Here is a 19,823-nt window from a genome sequence, read left to right on the forward strand (position 1 = left end):
GTTCCCGCCCTGAAACCGCAAAAATCACGCTGATATTAAATTAGTATAACCAGTCTTTTCCCATCTGATCTGCTGCCAGAATTGCGGCATAGACCTGCTCTGGAGTGACGGTAAATGGCATATTGTGAATAGTTTCCCCTTCCGCACAACTTACTTTAGCGACCTGCATAATTTTCTGATGCAAATTTTCACTATCGCGCAGGCCAAGCTGTTCCAGCGTAATTGGAAGGCCAACTTGTACACAAAAGTCGAGTACGGCTTCTAGTTCTTCACTGGGGCTATTTTCTAACATGAGTTGTGTCAGCGTACCAAATGCGACTTTTTCACCATGATACAGGTGGTGACACTCTTCCAGTATGGTAAACCCATTATGGATGGCATGTGCAGCGGCAAGCCCCGCGCTTTCAAAACCAATTCCGCTGAGATAGGTATTTGCTTCAACAATATTTTCAACCGCAGGCGTTGTCACTCCGGCTTCTACCGCCAGTTTTGCTTTATAGCCTTCTGACAATAATGTGTCGTAACACAATTTAGCCAGTGCCAGCCCGGCCAGAGAAGTTGTTCCTCCTGCCATAGTCGGATTATGAGCTGTACTGCTGGCCCTCGCCTCAAAGTAGGTAGCCAGTGCATCTCCCATACCAGCAACAAACAGCCGGACAGGTGATTTTGCAATAATTTTCGTGTCCACTAACACAATATCGGGATTTTTAGGGTAGAACAGATAGCTATCAAATTCCCCCAATTCTGTATACAGAACGGAAAGCGCACTGGTTGGTGCATCAGTCGAGGCCAGAGTCGGAGAGACAAGAATGGGTAATTTTGATTCGTGTGCTACAGCTTTTGCGGTATCAAGCGTTTTTCCTCCACCAATTCCAATTACGGCCTGACATTGATTAGTGAGTAGGATGGCTGACAGGCGTTCTATTTCTTTACGGCTGCACTCGCCGTTGAAGACTTCAAAATGGCTGGTGACTTCATTTTGTTTCAGGCTCTTACTGACTGTATCCCCGATAAGATTGAATACAAAATTATCAGCAATAACAAAAACATGGTCAGCAAGTATTTTCGTATAGTAGCCAATGCAGGATATCGCATCTGGCCCTTGGATATATTTGGATGGAGACTGGATAACTTTCAGCATAAGAAATATTCCTTCTTCACTGGAAACTCAACATAACCTGTTAATAGCATCGGTATGTGACAGGTTATCAGTCGTTTCGAATAAAAGTGTGTGTTTGCCTGTCCGTCAACACTATACGACAAAACATACCCGTAGGTTATCTGTAAAAGCAGGAAATGCGCGATTTGTGAGGAAAAGCTGAAAGGCGATCTGCACCCTGATTAGCTCAGGGCGCAATGTCGTTTTAGCGGGTTTGTGCCAGTGCCTTATCTGATGAGTGAGAGAAAAAGAATTTCAGGATAAGGTTCAGTAAAATGCCATAAGCTGGCAGGAAGAAAAGCATACAAATAAACAGCTTAAATGCATAATCCACTAACGCGATTTCTACCCAGTGGGTTGCCATAAAGGCATCACTGCTGCGATAAAAAGCGATAAAGAAAAAGGCAAGTGTATCAAGCATATTACCGAAAAACATGGCCGCTGCCGGTGCCATCCACCAATGCTGGTTCTGACGCAGACGGTTGAACACGCCGACATCTAATATCTGACCGAGAACATAAGCCATAAAACTTGCTGCTGCAATGCGGGCAACAAACAGATTAAACGTTCCTAAGGCCGAAAAACCCTGCCACGATCCCTGAAAAAATAGCGCAGAGATGAAGTAAGAGATAATCAGAGCCGGAAGCATGACTGTCATAATTATCCGGCGTGCTAATGGCGCACCGTAAATACGTACGGTCAAATCTGTTGCCAGAAAGATAAAGGGAAAGGTGAATGCTCCCCAGGTGGTGTGAAAACCAAAAATAGAAATGGGCAGTTGCACCAGATAGTTACTGGAAGTAATGATCAGAATATGAAACAGCGAAAGCCAGATTAAAGCCGAAGCTTTCTGCTGCTGAGTAAGTTGAAACATATTGTACCTTTTTGCTGGATGGGGTGAGGGAACCCAGAAACAAATTTCCCTGAATTATCAGGAGAAAAGCATCATACGCGGGTTGAGTAATATACTCAATGGGTTTCAAAATGCGGTGATTGAGGTGAATATGTAATATAATCCACCGCTATAGATTGTTTGAACCTACAGAGATTGTTATGTCTGATGTTTTTGCCAACCCTGATAAAACACTTGATACACAGGGATTACGCTGCCCGGAGCCGGTAATGATGGTGCGTAAAACGGTCCGTCACATGGATGTCGGGCAGACTTTATTGATCGTTGCGGATGATCCGGCGACGACTCGTGATATTCCCGGCTTTTGTCGTTTTATGGAACATACTCTGCTTGCTCATGAGACAGCGGAAACGCCTTATCGGTATCTAATCAAAAAAAATTAAAAGATTGCTTAATAAACTGGTAGAAATATAAACCCGTGCTAAGCTTATCAATGTGGGACTTGGAAATCTTATCACCTCACTAAGTGCCATATTTCCTTTTGTCTTAATAGCAATCTTGAGTAACTGTAGTCTTATTTTGAAAAGGTGCGCCTTAGCACCTTTTCAATTTGTTTTATCTATTATTGGTCTGTTAAACATTTTATCAATAACAGTCTGAAAGCCTACATGGCTATTATAATACTCTTTGGGTAAAGGATGTCTTTTAGAAAAGGATGCTGATAATTTTTTGATTACATTAAGTTGCAATCAAATGAGAGTATTAAAGGAATAATCTGTATTCCGGCGTTTTTTTTATAATAAATCTTGATACATACACAAAATATTTGCCAGTAATCTGGAGAGTATTGTTCAATCATTAATAGTCCGGTGGTTTGGCCACAACCACCGGGCGGGTATGGATGAAAGGGCGTGAAATATACCTGATTGGTTCGCTGTCTTTATTTTCGTGACGAAAAAAGAAGTGTGCTTTTTAATAAACAAGTTGTGAATCCAGGTAGATTAAAAATGAAATAATAAGAGGGGAGAATAAAAATAATTAGAAAGTTTCTTATAAACTATTTCATGAACTTTCAAAGTATTTCTGAGTTAATTATATATCCCCCACTCATATTTGAGTGAGGGCGTATTCATGCAGAGAAGTTATTTATTGTCCCTTGTTTTTGATGCGCAGCAGACGGATAGCATTCGCTGTCACCAGTGCTGTAGCACCTGAATCCGCTAACACTGCCATCCACAATCCTGTAATCCCCAGTAAGCTGGTGATAAGGAAGATAGCCTTCAAGCCTAATGCGATAGTGATATTCTGACGAATATTGTAGTGTGTTGCCCGTGACAGCGTAATAATTTCCGCCAGACCAGTCAGCCGGTTATGAGTCAGTGCGGCATCAGCTGTTTCCAGCGCAACATCCGTACCACTTCCCATCGCGACCCCAATACTTGATGCTTTCATCGCCGGTGCATCGTTAATACCATCACCGACCATCATCGTTTTGTGTTTTTCATTAAGTTGCATAACCGCAGTGACTTTGTCTTCCGGTAGCAATCCTGCCCGATAATCAATATCCAGCTGGCCTGCAATAGCTGCCGCTGCCCGGGGATTATCGCCCGTTAGCATCACCGCATTGACGCCTTGACGCTTCAGGGACTGGATAGCTTCAATAGCATCCTGACGCAAAGTATCCTGCATGGCAATCAGGCCAATAAACTGCCCATCCTGAACAATGGCAACGGTTGTTTTACCGCTGTCTTCCAGTTCAATAACCCGTTGTTTCCATTGTGGTGATAAAACATTTTCAGAAAGCCGCCCGGGAGCAGAAACCAGTATCTTCTGCCCAGATAACTGACCTTCAATCCCAATACCGGCAAGAGCTTTACGGTTCTCAGCTTCGACAACCGTTATTCCTTTATTTTCTGCTTCATTAAGAATGGCTTTTGCCAGTGGATGATGAGATCCACTTTCTACCGAACCTGCTAATGCCAGCAACATTTCCACACTGATATTTTCCACGGGTTCAACATTCGTAACCTGAGGCTTTCCTTCAGTCAGTGTACCGGTTTTATCCAGCGCAATCGTGGTGATGCTGCCGAGTTGCTCTAAGGCTGCTCCACCTTTGATGAGTGCACCACGGCGAGTGGCAGCGGCGAGTGCGGAAGTAATCGCAGCAGGCGTTGAAATAACCAGAGCACAAGGGCAGCCAATCAATAGCAGGGTCAGGCCGCGATAAATCCACATATCCCACGGTTCGGCGAAAAACAGGGGAGGTATCACGATAACAAGTGCTGAGAGCAGGATAATCAGCGGCATATAGATACGGCTGAATTTATCGATAAAGCGCTCAATCGGAGCACGGCGTTCTTCAGCTTCTTCAATTAACTGTAGGATACGGTCAATGGCGTTGTGTCCCGGTTCAGAAACAACCTGCATTTGAACTGATCTATCAATCGAAAGGCAACCGGCTGCGACTTTTTCCCCTTGCTGGCGTTCAACAGGGACAGATTCTCCCGTCAGAGCACTTTCATCGAAACTGGCAAACGGATTAAGAAGTTCGGCATCTGTAGGCAAACGAGCACCCGGAGCGATTTCAATAATGTCTCCCGGACGCAGATCAGCGGCAGGAACTTTTTTCTTGATGCCATCTTTTACAAGTAGTGCCTGTTCCGGAACCAGAGCCATCAGAGCGCTGACACCTCTTCGAGCACGACCTGCGGCATAACCTTCTAAGATTTCGCCTAACTTGAACAGTAAAATCACCATTGCGGCTTCTGAAGTAGCGTTGATGAACAATGCACCGATAGCCGCTACAGTCATCAATGTTTCAATGGCAAAGAAAGAGCCGGAACGGAACAACCTGATGGCTTTGACTGCGATAGGATATAACCCAATTAGGACCGTTATGATGAAGGCAATTTTTCCGGCAGGAGCACTCATTTTAGCGATGACCCCACTAGCGGCCATCAATACCGCAAGAAGGAGGATCGGAGAGAATGTTTTCCAGAGGCTGGTTGCTGGTGGCAGTTTAGATGTTGAATCGGTTTCTTTGATTTCAAAACCCGCTTGCTTTACCGCCTTGACGACATCAGCCCGAATATCTGAATCTGCATCTACAACCAGCTTTTCGGTTGCGAATAACACCTTGACCTGTTTAACTTTATCCAGTCTTTTCACTGCATTTTCGATTTTGCCTGCACAACTTGGGCAATCCATACCCTGAATCATCCAGTTAAAACGCTGTCTGGCGGTCAGTTCAGCGGGGACTGTATCCTGTACAGGGCGTGCGTGAGTATGCGAGCAATTTCCGCCATGATGATCATGCGAATGGCTTTTATTATGGGAGTGGGCATGATCATGGGAATGTTGATGTTTTGTATCACGTGTACGTGATTGCTTACTTTCATTTCTTATGCTGGAAGAACCCTGCAAGGCCCTTTTTCGGGACGAGATAGAGCCACGCTGCGATTGTTTATGTTTTTTGGAAATAGAGAACATAATGGCCTCTCAATGATGTTTATTCAGGTTGATTACCATTAACTCTACACTTTGGAGTTCACTCCAGAGTCAAATGAAAAAAGCAATTATTTTGATGAATTGTGCTATTACCGACGGGGTTTACAAAGTAGCTGACAGCGTTGTAATTGTAAGAAATGGCAAGAATATCTGGGCATTGAAGTGAGGGGTTGATATCAACGCCTCACTTAGGATGAGAATAAAGCAATGATTTAAATAATCAGTGAACGGATAATCAAAAAATGCCCGATAAAACGGCAGGAGGCTACGATTGCTTTTGATAGTTTAAAAGGAAAACGGTATTGGCTAATCATGCTGATGCTGTGCGCAAGAAGTAACAGAATTGCTCCGACCATAGCTGAGAGACGGCTTTCATTACCGAGTGCAAAATATTGTTCTCCGGCAACCCAAACCATGATGAGAACCATAACCCAGGTATCCAGCACCCGCCAGCGTAATTGATCCAGACGGCTCCAGATAACCAGCATCACCACAATACCTACTACCAATAGAATTAATGGCAGTGGAAAGAATAAATGGAAACTCATATGCAGGGCGAAGCTGATGGTATAGAGCAAATAACTCAGAAATAGCGCGACGAATGAGAATAGTAAATACTTACTGGGGAGCATTCGGAGTGAGTCAGAAAGCAGGGCGGTGATAAGGCCTGCAATAATCAGGTAACCTGAAGCTTCAAGGTTTGGAGCCTGAAATGCCCATAATAGCAGAAGCAGCATCGTGACCGGATAGAACACCCATTGCTGCCATTTGATACCACGATAGGCAGCATCAATATATAACCACCCAGAGAAGAACACAGCAAGAAATGGCCAACTCATATTTTTCCTTTCCTTAAATGTTCAGCGCCTGTTTTATCAGGAATTGCTGTTTATGATGGGGATAAAGCGAGAGTACCAACTTTAATTTTATATTAACGAGAAGGTAACGTTTTATTATCAAAAGGAATGTACGTCAATGAGTAATCGTGTGGCGTAAGTTTGGCGTATAAACGGGAAGGACATTTTTTGCGGTTTCTGCCCCAGTCACATTGTTGCTTATATGGCTGGGGAGTTGCTGTTCAGTACTACTTGCTATTTATCGGGAATATGAAGGTATTATTTTTTTTCCAGCCGGGTTTTCTTCTGCCATGACAATAATTCAAATACCCCGAAAAAGAAGATCTTAGTTTGCAACCAGCCAGAAAGTTTTTGGTCTTTCGGCTGAGAGTGTTTTAACAACAAAAGTTGGAAAGCATGCATGACTACGGTAAAAACCATAGCGATATCCATAAAATACTTTAATGGCTTAGGGAAGGGTTGAACCAGATTTAGGATCATAATCCCCCAGACACAAACCATAATTGCTCTTCCCAATTGGATAAACATCATTGACTCCAGAATTGTATTTAAATAGCCAGACCGCCATTTACTGGCGGCGAATATATAACCTGTATGCAACCTGACCGGCAATTTTTTCCCGGTGTAAGTGCCAGTTTGCAGGGACTGCTGTCGCGGCAGATTCAGATTCTGCTTCGACATAAACCCAGCTTTCCTTAGCCAGCCATCCGTTAGTTTCCAGCAAGTTGATGGTCTCTTCCAGCATTCCTTTTCGAAATGGTGGGTCAAGGAAAATGATATCAAAGGGCGTTCCGGCCTGATTGAGATGTTGTAGCGTATTGTTTTGTATCACCTTGCCGTTGTCTGCCTTCAGTAGCGCTAAATTATTCGATAGCTGTTTTGCTACATTACGATCGTACTCAAGTAAAGTGGCACTGTTTGCATAACGTGATAACGCTTCAAATCCGAGTGCTCCGCTGCCGGAAAAACAATCCAGACAATCAGCCCCCTGAATGACGGGCATTAACCAGTTGAACAGAGTTTCTCGGACACGATCGGTTGTCGGACGCAGCCCCTCACTATCAGGAACCGGTAATTTTCTTCCGCGCCATTTTCCGCCAATAATACGAATTTGCCCTAAAGACGAGCGCTGTGGTTTTTTAGTCATAGTTACATAAATTAATTATTTGTCATCGCCGTAATATTATCTACTGCTTATCAGGCCTTGATGGTGAATAAAAAGACGAGGATCAGGAAACCCATTGATTAATTTACCACGAAATCCTCAATAGAATATGTGTTGTGGTGAGATGAAAATGTTAGACTGGATTTTATCACCATTAGAACCTATCTCTGTAGGCGTAATTGTTAAAATAGAGACCTAACAGATTTCAATTTATGTCACAGACAACAAAGAGGCAACTTGAAATATGAAGAGTATAGCGTCTATTGGTCTGAGTTCTTGACTTATCCCGATAAGAACTGATGGCCTGAAATAAAGGTAATTCCAGTCAGTTTCTGGTGTAGGTTGTTATAACGCCATAATTAACCGCGAGGAGTGTAGTGGCCGATGGCAAAAGAAAAAAAAAGAGGTTTCTTCTCTTGGTTCGGACTTGGTCGTCAGGAAAAGAAGCAACAAGAAGAACAAATTGAACAAGAAAAGCTGGCGGCGGCAGAAGCGGAACAACAGCGTTTAGCCGAAGAAGTCGCGCGTCAGGCGGCGGCAGAAGCAGAACAGCAGCGTTTAGCGGAAGAAGCGGCGCGTCAGGCAGCAGCAGAAGCGGAGCAACAACGTTTAGCGGAAGAAGCGGCGCGTCAGGCGGCGGCAGAAGCGGAACAACAGCGTTTGGCTGAAGAAGCGGCGCGTCAGGCGGCGGCAGAAGCGGAACAGCAGCGTTTAGCGGAAGAAGCCGCGCGTCAGGCGGCAGCAGAAGCGGAACAACAGCGTTTGGCTGAAGAAGCGGCGCGTCAGGCGGCGGCAGAAGCAGAACAGCAGCGTTTAGCCGAAGAAGCCACGCGTCAGGCGGCAGCAGAAGCGGAACAGCAGCGTTTGGCCGAAGAAGCAGCGCGTCAGGCGGCGGCAGAAGCGGAGCAACAGCGTTTAGCGGAAGAAGCGGCGCGTCAGGCGGCGGTAGAAGCAGAACAGCAGCGTTTAGTGGAAGAAGCGGCGCGTCAGGCAGCAGCAGAAGCAGAACAACAGCGTTTAGCGGAAGAAGCGGCACGTCAGGTAGCAGCAGAAGCGGAACAACAGCGTTTAGCGGAAGAAGCGGCGCGTCAGGCGGCGGCAGAAGCGGAACAACAACGTTTAGCCGAAGAAGCGGCACGTCAGGTAGCAGCAGAAGCGGAACAACAACGTTTAGCGGAAGAAGCGGCGCGTCAGGCGGCGGCAGAAGCAGAACAGCAGCGTTTAGCCGAAGAAGCAGCGCGTCAGACAGCAGCAGAAGCGGAACAGCAGCGTTTGGCTGAAGAAGCCGCGCGTCAGGCGGCAGCAGAAGCGGAACAGCAGCGTTTAGCGGAAGAAGCCGCGCGTCAGGCGGCGGCAGAAGCAGAACAGCAACGTTTGGCTGAAGAAGCGGCGCGTCAGGCTGAAGAACAGGCCTCCTTACCTAAAGAGCAGGAACGTCCGACTAAAGAAGGTTTTTTTGCTCGTCTGAAAAAAAGTCTGGTAAAAACCCGCCAGAATTTGGGTGCCGGATTTTTAGGATTATTCCGTGGTAAGAAAATTGATGATGATCTATTTGAAGAACTGGAAGAACAGTTACTGATTGCTGATGTTGGTGTCGAAACAACTCGCAAGATCATTAACAATTTGACAACTCACGCCAGCCGTAAAGAATTGAAAGATGCGGAAGCGTTATACATAAAACTAAAAGAAGAAATGTCAGGTATTCTGGCTAAGGTCGATAAGCCACTGGAGGTTGAGGGTAAATCACCTTATGTCATTTTGATGGTTGGTGTGAATGGTGTTGGTAAAACGACGACAATTGGTAAATTGGCTCGCCAATACCAGTCACAGGGTAAAACCGTCATGCTGGCTGCGGGTGACACTTTCCGCGCAGCAGCGGTGGAACAATTGCAGGTTTGGGGTGAGCGTAACAAAATCCCGGTAGTTGCACAGCATACCGGTGCCGATCCTGCTTCCGTCATTTTTGATGCTATTCAGTCAGCTAAAGCAAAAGGTGTTGATGTCCTGATTGCAGATACCGCAGGACGTTTACAGAATAAAGCGCATTTGATGGAAGAGCTGAAAAAAATCGTGCGGGTAATGAAAAAGCTGGATGAAGAAGCTCCGCATGAAATTATGCTGACTTTGGATGCCAGCACAGGTCAAAATGCAGTCAGTCAGGCTAAACTATTCCATGAAGCAGTTGGTTTGACCGGTATTTCACTGACCAAGTTGGATGGAACTGCAAAAGGTGGCGTGATCTTCGCTATTGCGGACCAATTCGAAATTCCGATCCGCTATATTGGTGTGGGGGAAGGTATTGAGGATCTCCGTCCATTTAAGGCTGACGATTTTATAGAGGCTCTTTTTACCCGGGAGGATTAACTATCAATGATTCGCTTTGAACAGGTCAGTAAAGCCTATCTGGGAGGACGGCAGGCACTACAAGGGGTGGATTTCCACCTTCGTCCGGGAGAAATGGCATTTTTAACCGGTCATTCAGGAGCGGGGAAAAGTACGCTTCTGAAACTTATTTGTGGCATAGAGCGCCCGAGTGCCGGTTATATCTGGTTTGGCGGGCATGATGTCAGCCGATTGAAAACCCGTGAGATCCCATTCTTACGCCGTCAGATCGGTATGATTTTTCAGGATCACCACCTGCTGTTGGATCGCACTGTGTACGATAATGTCGCAATGCCATTGATTATCTCAGGTGCCAGTACTGAAGATATTCGTCGACGGGTATCGGCGGCGCTGGATAAGGTAGGCTTGCTGGACAAAGCGAAAAATTTCCCGATTCAGCTCTCCGGGGGGGAACAACAGCGTGTTGGTATTGCCCGCGCTGTTGTGAATAAACCCACCGTCCTGCTGGCGGATGAGCCGACGGGAAATCTGGATGGTGAACTATCTGAGGGTATTATGCGCTTGTTTGAACAATTCAACCGGGTCGGTACGACGGTTCTTATGGCGACGCATGACACCGCTCTTATTGAGCGCAGGAATTATCGTATCCTGACCCTGAATCAGGGACGTATGCAAGGAGAGCATCATGGCTAAGCCTGCCCGTCATTCAACGAAGAAAACGATTTCTCCCAAATCCCGCTCCAAATCGCTGAAAGGGGGATGGCGCGTACAGTCACGTTATGCATGGAAAAGCACTCTGTCTGATATGTTATTCCAGCCACTGGCAACTTTGCTCACCATCATGGTGATAGCTATCTCTCTGACATTACCGAGTGTATTTTACATCGTCTGGAAAAACGTTAATCAGGCGGTGGAACAATGGTATCCCGTACCACAACTCACGGTGTATCTGGATAAATCACTGAATGACATCAGCTCTAACCAGCTGATTGAAGAGCTAAAAGCAATGGATGGCGTGAAGTCAGTGAACTATCTGTCCCGTGAGGAGGCCGTGAATGAATTTCGCGCCTGGTCAGGGTTTGCCAGTGCCTTAGATATGCTGGAGGAAAATCCGTTGCCTGCGGTAGCGATTGTCTCCCCTAAACTGGATTTTCAGAATTCACAGGCACTGACGACATTACGTGACCGTGTTGCACAGCTAAAAGGTATCGAAGAAGTCAGAATGGATGATGGCTGGTTTGCCCGGCTGACGGCACTGGCTGACCTTATTGGCCGGATTGCTGCGGTAATAGGGGGGCTGATGGTCGTTGCGCTGCTTCTGGTGATTGGTAACAGTGTGCGTTTAAGTATTTTCAGCCGTCGTGAAACGATTAATGTCATGAAACTGATAGGGGCAACGGATGGGTTTATCCTTCGGCCTTTTCTCAATGGAGGGGCATTACTGGGAATTCTGGGAGCGATCCTTTCGCTGCTTCTTTCGTACCTGCTAGTCTGGAAACTTTCCAGCGTTGTCACTGAAGTTGCCAGCGTTTTCGGCACTACTTTTAAGTTATACGGCCTGGGTTGGGATGAATCACTATTACTGGTACTGATTTCAGGTATGATTGGTTGGATTGCAGCATGGTTTGCGACTGTCCAGCATTTGCGTCGTTTCAGGTCTGAATAGAACACTTTTGTTGGACTTATGGTGAACTTTTGGGCTTAATCATAGTCGAAGAAACTGTTATTGTTTTGTATACTTTGTCTGTGCGGTCATACAATGCAGATAATTTGAATGTGATCCTCACGATGGTAAAATAGACTCATCTTTGGCCTGAAAAAATCTAATAGGTTGATTCAGGAAAGTTTAAAAGACCACTAATTTAGTTTGAGAGAATTTGAATGACAAAAGAAATGCAAACTTTGGCATTAGTTCCGCAAGGTAGTTTGGAAGGGTACATCCGTGCTTCCAATGCTTATCCTATGCTCTCTGCAGAAGAAGAGAAGGAACTGGCAGAAAGGCTGCATTACCAGGGAGATCTGGATGCAGCAAAACAGCTGATTCTGTCTCACCTGCGCTTCGTTGTTCATGTTGCTCGCAGTTATGCTGGTTATGGTTTGCCGCAGGCGGATCTAATTCAGGAAGGCAATATTGGCCTGATGAAAGCGGTTCGTCGATTTAATCCGGAAGTGGGCGTACGCCTGGTGTCTTTTGCTGTTCACTGGATTAAGGCAGAAATCCATGAATACGTACTGCGTAACTGGCGTATTGTGAAAGTTGCAACGACAAAAGCGCAGCGTAAGTTATTCTTCAATTTGCGCAAGGCTAAACAGCGTCTGGGCTGGTTCAGTCAGGATGAAGTTGATTTGGTTGCCAAAGAATTAGGGGTAACCAGCAAAGATGTTCTGGAGATGGAGTCTCGTATGTCGGCGCAGGATATGGCATTTGATATGCCATCTGATGACGACAGTGACAGCCCGCCAGCTCCGGTACTGTATTTGCAGGATAAAGCGTCTGATTTTGCAGATGGCATTGAAGAAGACAATTGGGAAAACCATGCTGCGGATAAACTTACTGTAGCAATGGAAAAGCTGGATGAGCGTAGTCAGGATATTATCCGTTCCCGTTGGCTGGATGATGACAACAAATCGACTTTGCAGGAACTGGCAGATAAATACGGTGTATCCGCTGAACGGGTTCGTCAGCTGGAAAAAAACGCCATGAAAAAGTTACGAATGGCGATTGAAGCGTAATTTACACACAGCTAGCTGAGCATGAACGATATATATTTATGCTGAACGCATGCAATAGCAGATTAAAAGGCGATAATTTAGTTATCGCTTTTTTTATGCGCGTTATTTATATAAATGAGTTATGCGTATATACACAATGGATTTCAAGATGCATCACGGCGGCAAGGGAGAAAGTCACCGGGAGCATAGATAACTATGTAACCGGGGTGAGCGAGTACAGCCAACAAAGAGGCAACTTGAAAGACGAAGTGTATAGTAATCTTTCGGCTTCAGCTAATAATGAAGTCATTGAGGATAATGACAAGATGACGACTGTTTCTGCTATTGGTGCTATTGCTGCATTGTTCGTTTCTATCGTTCTGATATTAAGAAAAGTTTCTCCTGTTTATGGCATGATGGCCGGTGCGCTGGTTGGCGGTTTGATCGGGGGTGCAGATCTGATACAGACCGTCAATTTGATGGTCACAGGGGCACAAGGGATGACCAATGCTGTCTTACGTATATTGGCAGCGGGTGTTCTGGCTGGTGTGCTGATTGAATCCGGTGCAGCCAGTACCATAGCTGAAACTATTGTACGTAAGGCTGGCGGCAAACGGGTCTTATTGGCTTTAGCAATCGCAACAATGTTGTTGACAGCTGTTGGTATATTTATTGATGTTGCGATCATTACCGTTGCACCGATTGCTTTGGCAATCGCCCATCGGGCTGATTTATCAAAGATGTCTATCTTACTTGCCATGATTGGCGGAGGTAAAGCCGGAAACGTCATGTCTCCCAATCCAAATACGATTGCTGCATCAGAAGCTTTTCATGTACCTTTAACATCGTTGATGGTCGCAGGTATTCTCCCCGGGCTATTCGGGTTAGTAATGGCTTACTATCTTTCAGGAAGAGTGATAACTCGGGGGCATAAGGTCAGAGGCGAAGAGCTGACAATGACCGCACAAGAGTCTCTTCCCTCTTTTATGGCTGCAATTTCGGCTCCTGCCATTGCCATCTTTTTGCTGGCTTTGCGTCCAGTTGCTGATATCACTATAGACCCTTTAATAGCATTACCCGTAGGAGGATTGGCTGGTGCTATTATTATGGGGCACTGGCGTCAATCAAATCGCTTTATTCTCTCAGGGCTGAGCCGCATGTCGCCTATAGCTATCATGCTATTAGGGACGGGGACACTGGCAGGCATCATCGCTAATTCTGAACTGAAAGAAATATTGATCCACGGGATAACAGCATCAGGTCTGCCAGCCTATTTACTGGCTCCGGTTTCAGGGGCTTTAATGTCAATGACAACGGCATCCACGACAGCGGGTACAGCCGTTGCTTCGGCGGTCTTTGCACCTACGCTACTCGATTTAGGCATCAGTGCATTAGCGGGAGCTGCGATGTTACATGCAGGTGCTATCGTACTGGATCAGCTGCCACACGGCAGTTTTTTCCATGCGACAGGAGGCAGTGTATATATGCAATTACACGAACGCCTAAAGTTATTGCCATATGAAACGCTGGTGGGCTTAACTATCGCCTTTATCTCAACCTTAATCTTCGGCGTCTTTGGTTTTGCGGGTTAGATAAATTGAAGGAGAGATAAATTATTATGAAAATTGTCATTGCTCCTGATTCATTTAAGGAAAGTTTAAGTGCAATGCAGGTAGCGGAAGCGATAGAACAGGGGTTTAGGGAAATCATTCCGCAGGCCGATTACATCAAGTTGCCAATGGCTGATGGTGGAGAAGGCACGGTAGAATCAATGGTGGCTGCGACAGGAGGAAAAAGATTCACATGTACAGTCACTGATCCTCTCGGGCAACCTGTTGAGGCTTTTTGGGGATTACTGGGTGATGGAAAAACCGCAGTGATTGAAATGGCTGCCGCTTCAGGCCTGCATCTGGTGCCATTGGCACAGCGTAATCCTCTGATAACAACAAGTTATGGTACGGGGGAGCTAATTCTGGCGGCCCTTGAGCATGGTATCGAAAAGCTGATTTTAGGTATTGGTGGTAGCGCAACCAATGACGGTGGTGCAGGAATGATGCAGGCACTTGGGGCAAATTTAACGGATGGCGATAACCGTCCTTTACCCTTTGGCGGAGTTGCGCTGACACGCTTGGAGAGTATTAATCTCACAAACCTTGATCCTCGTCTCAGTCAGTTAGAAATTACAATTGCCTGTGATGTCACTAACCCTCTATGTGGTGAATCAGGCGCATCTGCGGTATTTGGCCCACAAAAAGGAGCAACACCAGAAATGATTAATATACTGGATTCAGCTTTGCTCCATTACGGGATGAAAATTAAAACAGTAACAGGAATTGATGTGCTTGATGCGGCCGGAGCTGGTGCTGCCGGAGGCATGGGAGCCTCTTTACTTGGCTGTTTGAACGCAAAATTACAGTCGGGTGTTGAAATTGTGCTTGATACTCTGAAGTTGGAAAACGCAATTCAGGGCGCAGACTTGGTTATTACTGGCGAAGGGCATATGGACAGCCAGACTATATATGGAAAAACACCTATTGGTGTTGCACGCACAGCCAACAAATTCGGTATACCTGTTATCGCATTAGTGGGAGGAATGAGTAAAGATTATGATGTTGTCCATCAACATGGGCTGACCGCTGTATTTTCTATTATCCCCGAAGTTTGCACTCTCGCTGATGCTTTAGCTGACAGTACCGATAATCTGCATGTATTGGCTCGTAACATTGCATCGGTTTGGCACATAGCTTGTGCACATAAAAAAGAAGGTGAAGATTAAGAAAGGGAATAAGTACCCAGTAGGGTCAGAAGCCCACATATTTTTCAGTTTAGAGCGGGCTGGCAGGCTTCTGACGGCGGGTTATTCCCCATCTAACAACCATTTTTTCCTATAATTGTTTCAGCAATGGGAATATATTGAGTATCAAGTTTATTAACAATGCCTTCCTTGCTTTCTTCTTCAAAACAGTCTTCAAAGAACCAGGAAATATGGGTTTCCAATTCCAGACAGATGGCAACCAGATGAGTAATATTGATTCGATTGGTTCCTCTTTCATAACGCGAAAGCTGTTGCTGGCTGATACCAATTTGTTTCGCTAAGGCAGTTGCCGTGATCCCTAACTCTTTCCTTTTCTGTTGAATTCTTTGCCCGACTAATAGGTTTGCATCTTCTTCCATATCTTATCCTTTCATCTTTAAATCAGTAAGTTATGGCGTTATCAAGGATAATTGCCCTGGAGCTTAAAAATGACTCAGTTTTCCTTCGTCATTGTGCACGACATAGGAAATACCCTGACGGATTTACCATCGTTCATGGTATGCCTATTGTTACACCTGATTCGCCGTTTTGTTTTCCGACATGCGCCTTGTTTTTTTGATGAAATAACCTTTTTTATTAACGTCTTGTAAAAAACAGAACCTTTACTGAGGCAAGGTATACTCTTCCATGATGCAAACCACGTTTCTCTATTTTGTTATTACCTTGCTTCTTGCAACTGCTTTTCCTCGTCATTGAGCAAAACAGCACTCCGTTCTTCTCATATGAGGAATAATGAACAGGCCTTAAAACGTTAAGTTTGTTATTTTTATATTCATAACATATTGAATTTAAATTAAATTAATATATAAAAATCCAATAATATAATTTTTTATAAACAAATCGCCATTATTTGGCATATTTTTGAATTTTAAAGAAGCTTTCTAAGGTTAGAAACTAAACAAAATATACCAAACTGTAAACATAATCCTATATAACATTACTTAAGTCAAATTTCATTACATATCAAATAACATTCCACTTAATTTATTATAATATATGAATTTTTTTTGTTATTCACATATTTAATCTCTTTCAAATAGTATTAATGATAATAAATTGTTAATTATCATAACTCAATAGCACCCAAATTAACCAGAATTAATATTACATCATCCTTTCATATACAGAACTTAATTCTATACCATATAGATAATGTAGATTATAAATCCAAACCAAACAGTTTGGTATAAAATGTTTTGTTTTTTAATAAAATTTTACAGATTTTGGTTAAATAAATATATTTGAATCTTTCATTGGATGATTATTGCCAAATTAAAAATTTTAATTAGAAAATATTACTTATAAAAACCTTTTCCACTAAATTGACTTTTATTTCGCATAAAATTTCCGTTTACTCGCACTTTTGAACATTTCAGATACAGTTCGTTTTTTTATCAATAATTCGATTCCATTTTTTAATTTTTCAAATAAAATCAATGAATTAAATTTATTAGTGCAAGTGGGATATTTTTTATTTAATTACATGTGTTTACTTTATAAACTCAATTGTTAGAAAAGCTGTTTATTTAGAGCTTTCCTCATAAAATTGGCTGAAAGTAAGTAAAAGACACTGATTTCTATCTCGTCATCTGACAATGCGCATATTAATATAATTAGGATTTTTGTATGAAGAGATGGTGAAGATTATCTAATTCAGCCTATTATATAAGCTGAAAAATAAACCTTATTTAATAACCGATAATTTTCTCATCTAACGGCATATACTGCTTGATTTATCGCCACTTAACTTGTTTTCACCCCATCTAATTCAGAATATCTGTATGAAATATCAATAGTGACATTTGAGAGATAATACGTTCACCAGGATTAAATATTTATTCAGGATAGTAATAAGATGCGATAATTTAGAGCGAAATTACGCCAGCTAGATAGTGCTGGCGTTTATACTTATATGGTTGCCGAAGTGGATTGCATAATCAGTGAACACAGATAGCAACTGGTTTTTGACGGCTTATGGCTCATCAGCCCTGACTTGTTCTCTAATGGCATCATGCACTTCATTAAAATTAACCTCAGCATCTGGATTTTGTTCGGCTAAAACTTCAGTTAGTGCCTGAGCAAATGAGTGGGTTTCGATTGGTGGTAACTCGCTATTCCAATTGATCTCAACTGTTGGGCTATTCGGATCATTCAGCAGTGCACGAATAATACCAATATACTCGGACTGGCATTCAGCCCAGCCTTCATCAGTGGATGCCCAAAACCAGCGTGTGAGCGCAAAGTGGTACCACAGGTCGTCCCATCCGCTATAAACCATTCGTAACAGTGGGGCGAGCATGAGCGTCCAGTTTTTAGCTTCCTGTTCCGTGATATATTGCAGTTTGCATCCGTTCAGGCACAACATACTGAAACGAACATAGTCCCATGCCAAATATTGGATATTTTGAATATCGTTTTCATTGTCATACATCATGGTATAACGCCAGATGATTTCTTGCTTATCGTATGCATTCATATCACTTTGCTGAATGTCCGCTAAAATTTCATTAAATTCCGGTTTTGATAATTCACTGAGTTCATCTCGCATCTTGTAATAATCAGCAGCATGCCCGTTAACCATTAGTTTAAATAACTGAAAAACTAGATCTTGCCGATTTTCAATTCCCCAGGCAGATGACAAACCAGCGTCATCCTCTTCTGGAGAATAATCATTACAACTCCATCCATTAAAGTAGGCATAGGGAGCACCCAGTATCATGCCCCAATCAGAGGTTAAAAAAGGCTGTGGGTTATGAGGGAGATATATCTCGTTTCTTTCCTCTGGTAGATCATCTGTAGTTTGAGCCGAATTTTTTATATGTGTCAGGGTATTTTGATCAAAGATAATGTAATTATCACCATTGTAGATAACGAGATCACATTGAAACTCATCAATAAGATAGTACAAATGTTCAGCACCGAATTGATGAAGGTTTTCAGGATTATTATCGATAGATTCTGCATTATGCCATGAAGCCGGATTTTCTTCCGAAAGGTAAGCAACAATATAAGGTCTGAAATGAAACTCAGGATCTTCCTTTATCGAAAACGAGTAGGTGCCTTTCTCCTCAGAAATGGGGCTGATAAGCCAAAAATCTGAGGAATGAAATAAATTTAAAAACTCAATAAAAAGTTTTCCCTTTTGCTCTTCTGATGTTGAATTATGCAATTCAATCCATGTATCTATTAATTTATCTGACATAAAAATAATATCCTGAATGAGTAATTGAAACCTATCTATATTATAAAATTAAAATTATTTTTTTATGGCGTTAATTGGATGATAAACTATCTGATATAGGAAGAGTAGAAATGAGAGTTAGTGTGTTCTTAATTAAGTTCATTATTCTGATAGTGAAATTTATGTTTTACTAATATAAAATAAATAACTTATTATATTAACAATGTTGGTTAATTATATTTTATTCGCTTATTTTTAATGATTGCCTGTAATTATTCAGCATTTACTTCATCGATTTGCTGACCTACAAGAAGCATGGCCAAAAGTGCTGGTACTTGTAAATAGGAGAAAGATGGCATGTATGGTCTTACACTAATTGTTATAGAAGAAACTCTGAATGATAATTCTGGTTTTATTTTGGGGGAAATAAAGGGTAGGTATCACAGTGGCCAGTGAACCCTGATGGAGAAAAACTACTTCATCTTTTTTCTATAGATTGCGAAAAATTATCACCTAGAATACCCGAGGGGATATTACCAACATCAGGATACCTATCTGTATTTTCAACTTATTCTGATGATGAATATTTTTTTGATAGCGTTACTTACTTTGGTGATGAGCAATAACTCAATCTCATTAAATCAGGATTTACGTTTGTTTCATATTCTCTGACTAATCATAACTTGGAAAATAATGATAAATTTATACCAGAAAGAAGTGTTAATTTTTTAGATATGGAAATAGAGGATGATGATTACCCAATGGTCTCGCTTTTTTCAAAAAAAATTCCACATGGATTAGATGATATAGGTGACATTGGGAATGATTATCACTTTGTGTGCCAGATATATTCTGGCAGATTTTCCTGAACCGTTTCAAGATGCATTAGGTTTATCTGACGCTATTGGTTACTTGTTTATTCGCAATAAAGAAAATGGAATGGATGGTGTGTTTTTTGTAAAAACTGCATGATGTTTTTGAAGTAATAGTTTGAGAGAAATGAATAAATGGTATCTCACTCAGTGCTTATAAAAATAAAATTGGAGGATTAAACAGATAGTTGAGAACAGCCTTTTTCTGTAATTACCAATGAGTTGTATCAACTAAGACCCACTCTGACACTATTGATGATCTGGGAGAAACCTAATCAAACTGTCGGCTATTGTGCCAATAGCGGACGTTACACCTTGCTTACTATTTTGTTTAATCGCGTTTTAGTGCATATGATTTT

17 protein-coding genes are annotated in these 19,823 nt (G+C 42.9%); 9 read left to right on the plus strand and 8 right to left on the minus strand.

The window, feature by feature from the left end; all coding sequences use genetic code 11:
- Positions 1-40: 40 nt before the first annotated feature.
- Together AACS90_RS11295 and AACS90_RS11300 are read right to left on the minus strand one after the other, a co-directional pair.
- A complete protein-coding gene (locus AACS90_RS11295) occupies positions 41-1,141 on the minus strand; it encodes a glycerol dehydrogenase (RefSeq protein ID WP_099122774.1) in 1,101 nt (366 codons plus the stop codon).
- A 223-nt stretch (positions 1,142-1,364) separates the two neighbouring features.
- Positions 1,365-2,033: a 7-cyano-7-deazaguanine/7-aminomethyl-7-deazaguanine transporter gene (locus AACS90_RS11300; RefSeq protein WP_099122775.1), complete on the minus strand. Its 669-nt coding sequence runs from the start codon at positions 2,031-2,033 to the stop codon at positions 1,365-1,367.
- Positions 2,034-2,212: 179 nt separating this feature from the next.
- Between AACS90_RS11300 and tusA the strand changes: the two genes are divergently transcribed.
- A complete protein-coding gene (tusA, locus tag AACS90_RS11305; protein ID WP_099109604.1) occupies positions 2,213-2,455 on the plus strand; it encodes a sulfurtransferase TusA in 243 nt (80 codons plus the stop codon).
- A gap of 703 nt (positions 2,456-3,158) precedes the next feature.
- Here tusA and AACS90_RS11310 read toward each other — a convergent pair.
- The 4 genes from AACS90_RS11310 to rsmD all read right to left on the minus strand — a co-directional run bounded on the left by AACS90_RS11310 (position 3,159) and on the right by rsmD (position 7,523).
- Entirely contained in the window at positions 3,159-5,501 is a 2,343-nt protein-coding gene (locus AACS90_RS11310; protein ID WP_099122776.1) for a zinc/cadmium/mercury/lead-transporting ATPase, read from the minus strand.
- Positions 5,502-5,731: 230 nt separating this feature from the next.
- Complete coding sequence (locus AACS90_RS11315) at positions 5,732-6,358, minus strand: lysoplasmalogenase (protein WP_099109606.1); 627 nt, start codon at positions 6,356-6,358, stop codon at positions 5,732-5,734.
- A gap of 276 nt (positions 6,359-6,634) precedes the next feature.
- On the minus strand, positions 6,635-6,904 hold the full coding sequence (locus AACS90_RS11320) for a DUF1145 family protein (protein WP_099122777.1): 270 nt from the start codon (positions 6,902-6,904) through the stop codon (positions 6,635-6,637).
- 40 nt (positions 6,905-6,944) lie between these two features.
- On the minus strand, positions 6,945-7,523 hold the full coding sequence (gene rsmD / locus AACS90_RS11325; protein ID WP_099122778.1) for a 16S rRNA (guanine(966)-N(2))-methyltransferase: 579 nt from the start codon (positions 7,521-7,523) through the stop codon (positions 6,945-6,947).
- Between the two features lie 402 nt (positions 7,524-7,925).
- On the opposite strand from rsmD, the gene ftsY reads away from it, so the two are divergent.
- The 6 genes from ftsY to AACS90_RS11355 all read left to right on the plus strand — a co-directional run bounded on the left by ftsY (position 7,926) and on the right by AACS90_RS11355 (position 15,372).
- A complete protein-coding gene (gene ftsY, locus AACS90_RS11330) occupies positions 7,926-9,905 on the plus strand; it encodes a signal recognition particle-docking protein FtsY (RefSeq protein ID WP_099122779.1) in 1,980 nt (659 codons plus the stop codon).
- A gap of 6 nt (positions 9,906-9,911) precedes the next feature.
- On the plus strand, positions 9,912-10,577 hold the full coding sequence (gene ftsE, locus AACS90_RS11335; RefSeq protein WP_099109610.1) for a cell division ATP-binding protein FtsE: 666 nt from the start codon (positions 9,912-9,914) through the stop codon (positions 10,575-10,577).
- Complete coding sequence (gene ftsX, locus AACS90_RS11340; RefSeq protein ID WP_099122780.1) at positions 10,570-11,550, plus strand: permease-like cell division protein FtsX; 981 nt, start codon at positions 10,570-10,572, stop codon at positions 11,548-11,550. Before ftsE ends, ftsX begins: the two co-directional genes overlap by 8 nt.
- A gap of 215 nt (positions 11,551-11,765) precedes the next feature.
- A complete protein-coding gene (rpoH, locus tag AACS90_RS11345) occupies positions 11,766-12,617 on the plus strand; it encodes an RNA polymerase sigma factor RpoH (RefSeq protein ID WP_099122781.1) in 852 nt (283 codons plus the stop codon).
- A 305-nt stretch (positions 12,618-12,922) separates the two neighbouring features.
- The gene (locus tag AACS90_RS11350) at positions 12,923-14,188 is read left to right on the plus strand and encodes a GntP family permease (protein ID WP_099122782.1); all 1,266 of its coding nucleotides are present in this window, start codon (positions 12,923-12,925) and stop codon (positions 14,186-14,188) included.
- A 26-nt stretch (positions 14,189-14,214) separates the two neighbouring features.
- Positions 14,215-15,372, plus strand: a complete 1,158-nt coding sequence (locus AACS90_RS11355; protein ID WP_099122783.1) for a glycerate kinase — start codon at positions 14,215-14,217, stop codon at positions 15,370-15,372.
- 92 nt (positions 15,373-15,464) lie between these two features.
- Here AACS90_RS11355 and AACS90_RS11360 read toward each other — a convergent pair whose 3' ends face one another.
- Together AACS90_RS11360 and AACS90_RS11365 are read right to left on the minus strand one after the other, a co-directional pair.
- A complete protein-coding gene (locus tag AACS90_RS11360) occupies positions 15,465-15,770 on the minus strand; it encodes a helix-turn-helix domain-containing protein (protein WP_099122784.1) in 306 nt (101 codons plus the stop codon).
- A 1,613-nt stretch (positions 15,771-17,383) separates the two neighbouring features.
- Entirely contained in the window at positions 17,384-18,613 is a 1,230-nt protein-coding gene (locus tag AACS90_RS11365) for a DUF1266 domain-containing protein (RefSeq protein WP_099122785.1), read from the minus strand.
- A gap of 431 nt (positions 18,614-19,044) precedes the next feature.
- On the opposite strand from AACS90_RS11365, the gene AACS90_RS11370 reads away from it, so the two are divergent.
- Entirely contained in the window at positions 19,045-19,218 is a 174-nt protein-coding gene (locus tag AACS90_RS11370; RefSeq protein ID WP_228860872.1) for a DUF1963 domain-containing protein, read from the plus strand.
- A gap of 196 nt (positions 19,219-19,414) precedes the next feature.
- On the plus strand, positions 19,415-19,564 hold the full coding sequence (locus tag AACS90_RS11375; protein WP_228860873.1) for a hypothetical protein: 150 nt from the start codon (positions 19,415-19,417) through the stop codon (positions 19,562-19,564).
- Positions 19,565-19,823 lie beyond the last annotated feature (259 nt).

The sequence above is a fragment of the Xenorhabdus sp. KK7.4 genome (assembly GCF_963876465.1).
GTDB classification, from domain to species: Bacteria; Pseudomonadota; Gammaproteobacteria; order Enterobacterales; family Enterobacteriaceae; genus Xenorhabdus; species Xenorhabdus stockiae.

Bases quoted from the DNA above. Each gene is read 5' to 3' on its own strand.
- AACS90_RS11295 (WP_099122774.1), bottom strand. From the start codon at position 1,141: ATGCTGAAAGTTATCCAGTCTCCATCCAAATATATCCAAGGGCCAGAT.
- AACS90_RS11300 (WP_099122775.1), bottom strand. From the start codon at position 2,033: ATGTTTCAACTTACTCAGCAGCAGAAAGCTTCGGCTTTAATCTGGCTT.
- tusA (WP_099109604.1), top strand. From the start codon at position 2,213: ATGTCTGATGTTTTTGCCAACCCTGATAAAACACTTGATACACAGGGA.
- AACS90_RS11310 (WP_099122776.1), bottom strand. From the start codon at position 5,501: ATGTTCTCTATTTCCAAAAAACATAAACAATCGCAGCGTGGCTCTATC.
- AACS90_RS11315 (WP_099109606.1), bottom strand. From the start codon at position 6,358: ATGAGTTGGCCATTTCTTGCTGTGTTCTTCTCTGGGTGGTTATATATT.
- AACS90_RS11320 (WP_099122777.1), bottom strand. From the start codon at position 6,904: ATGTTTATCCAATTGGGAAGAGCAATTATGGTTTGTGTCTGGGGGATT.
- rsmD (WP_099122778.1), bottom strand. From the start codon at position 7,523: ATGACTAAAAAACCACAGCGCTCGTCTTTAGGGCAAATTCGTATTATT.
- ftsY (WP_099122779.1), top strand. From the start codon at position 7,926: ATGGCAAAAGAAAAAAAAAGAGGTTTCTTCTCTTGGTTCGGACTTGGT.
- ftsE (WP_099109610.1), top strand. From the start codon at position 9,912: ATGATTCGCTTTGAACAGGTCAGTAAAGCCTATCTGGGAGGACGGCAG.
- ftsX (WP_099122780.1), top strand. From the start codon at position 10,570: ATGGCTAAGCCTGCCCGTCATTCAACGAAGAAAACGATTTCTCCCAAA.
- rpoH (WP_099122781.1), top strand. From the start codon at position 11,766: ATGACAAAAGAAATGCAAACTTTGGCATTAGTTCCGCAAGGTAGTTTG.
- AACS90_RS11350 (WP_099122782.1), top strand. From the start codon at position 12,923: ATGACGACTGTTTCTGCTATTGGTGCTATTGCTGCATTGTTCGTTTCT.
- AACS90_RS11355 (WP_099122783.1), top strand. From the start codon at position 14,215: ATGAAAATTGTCATTGCTCCTGATTCATTTAAGGAAAGTTTAAGTGCA.
- AACS90_RS11360 (WP_099122784.1), bottom strand. From the start codon at position 15,770: ATGGAAGAAGATGCAAACCTATTAGTCGGGCAAAGAATTCAACAGAAA.
- AACS90_RS11365 (WP_099122785.1), bottom strand. From the start codon at position 18,613: ATGTCAGATAAATTAATAGATACATGGATTGAATTGCATAATTCAACA.
- AACS90_RS11375 (WP_228860873.1), top strand. From the start codon at position 19,415: ATGATTATCACTTTGTGTGCCAGATATATTCTGGCAGATTTTCCTGAA.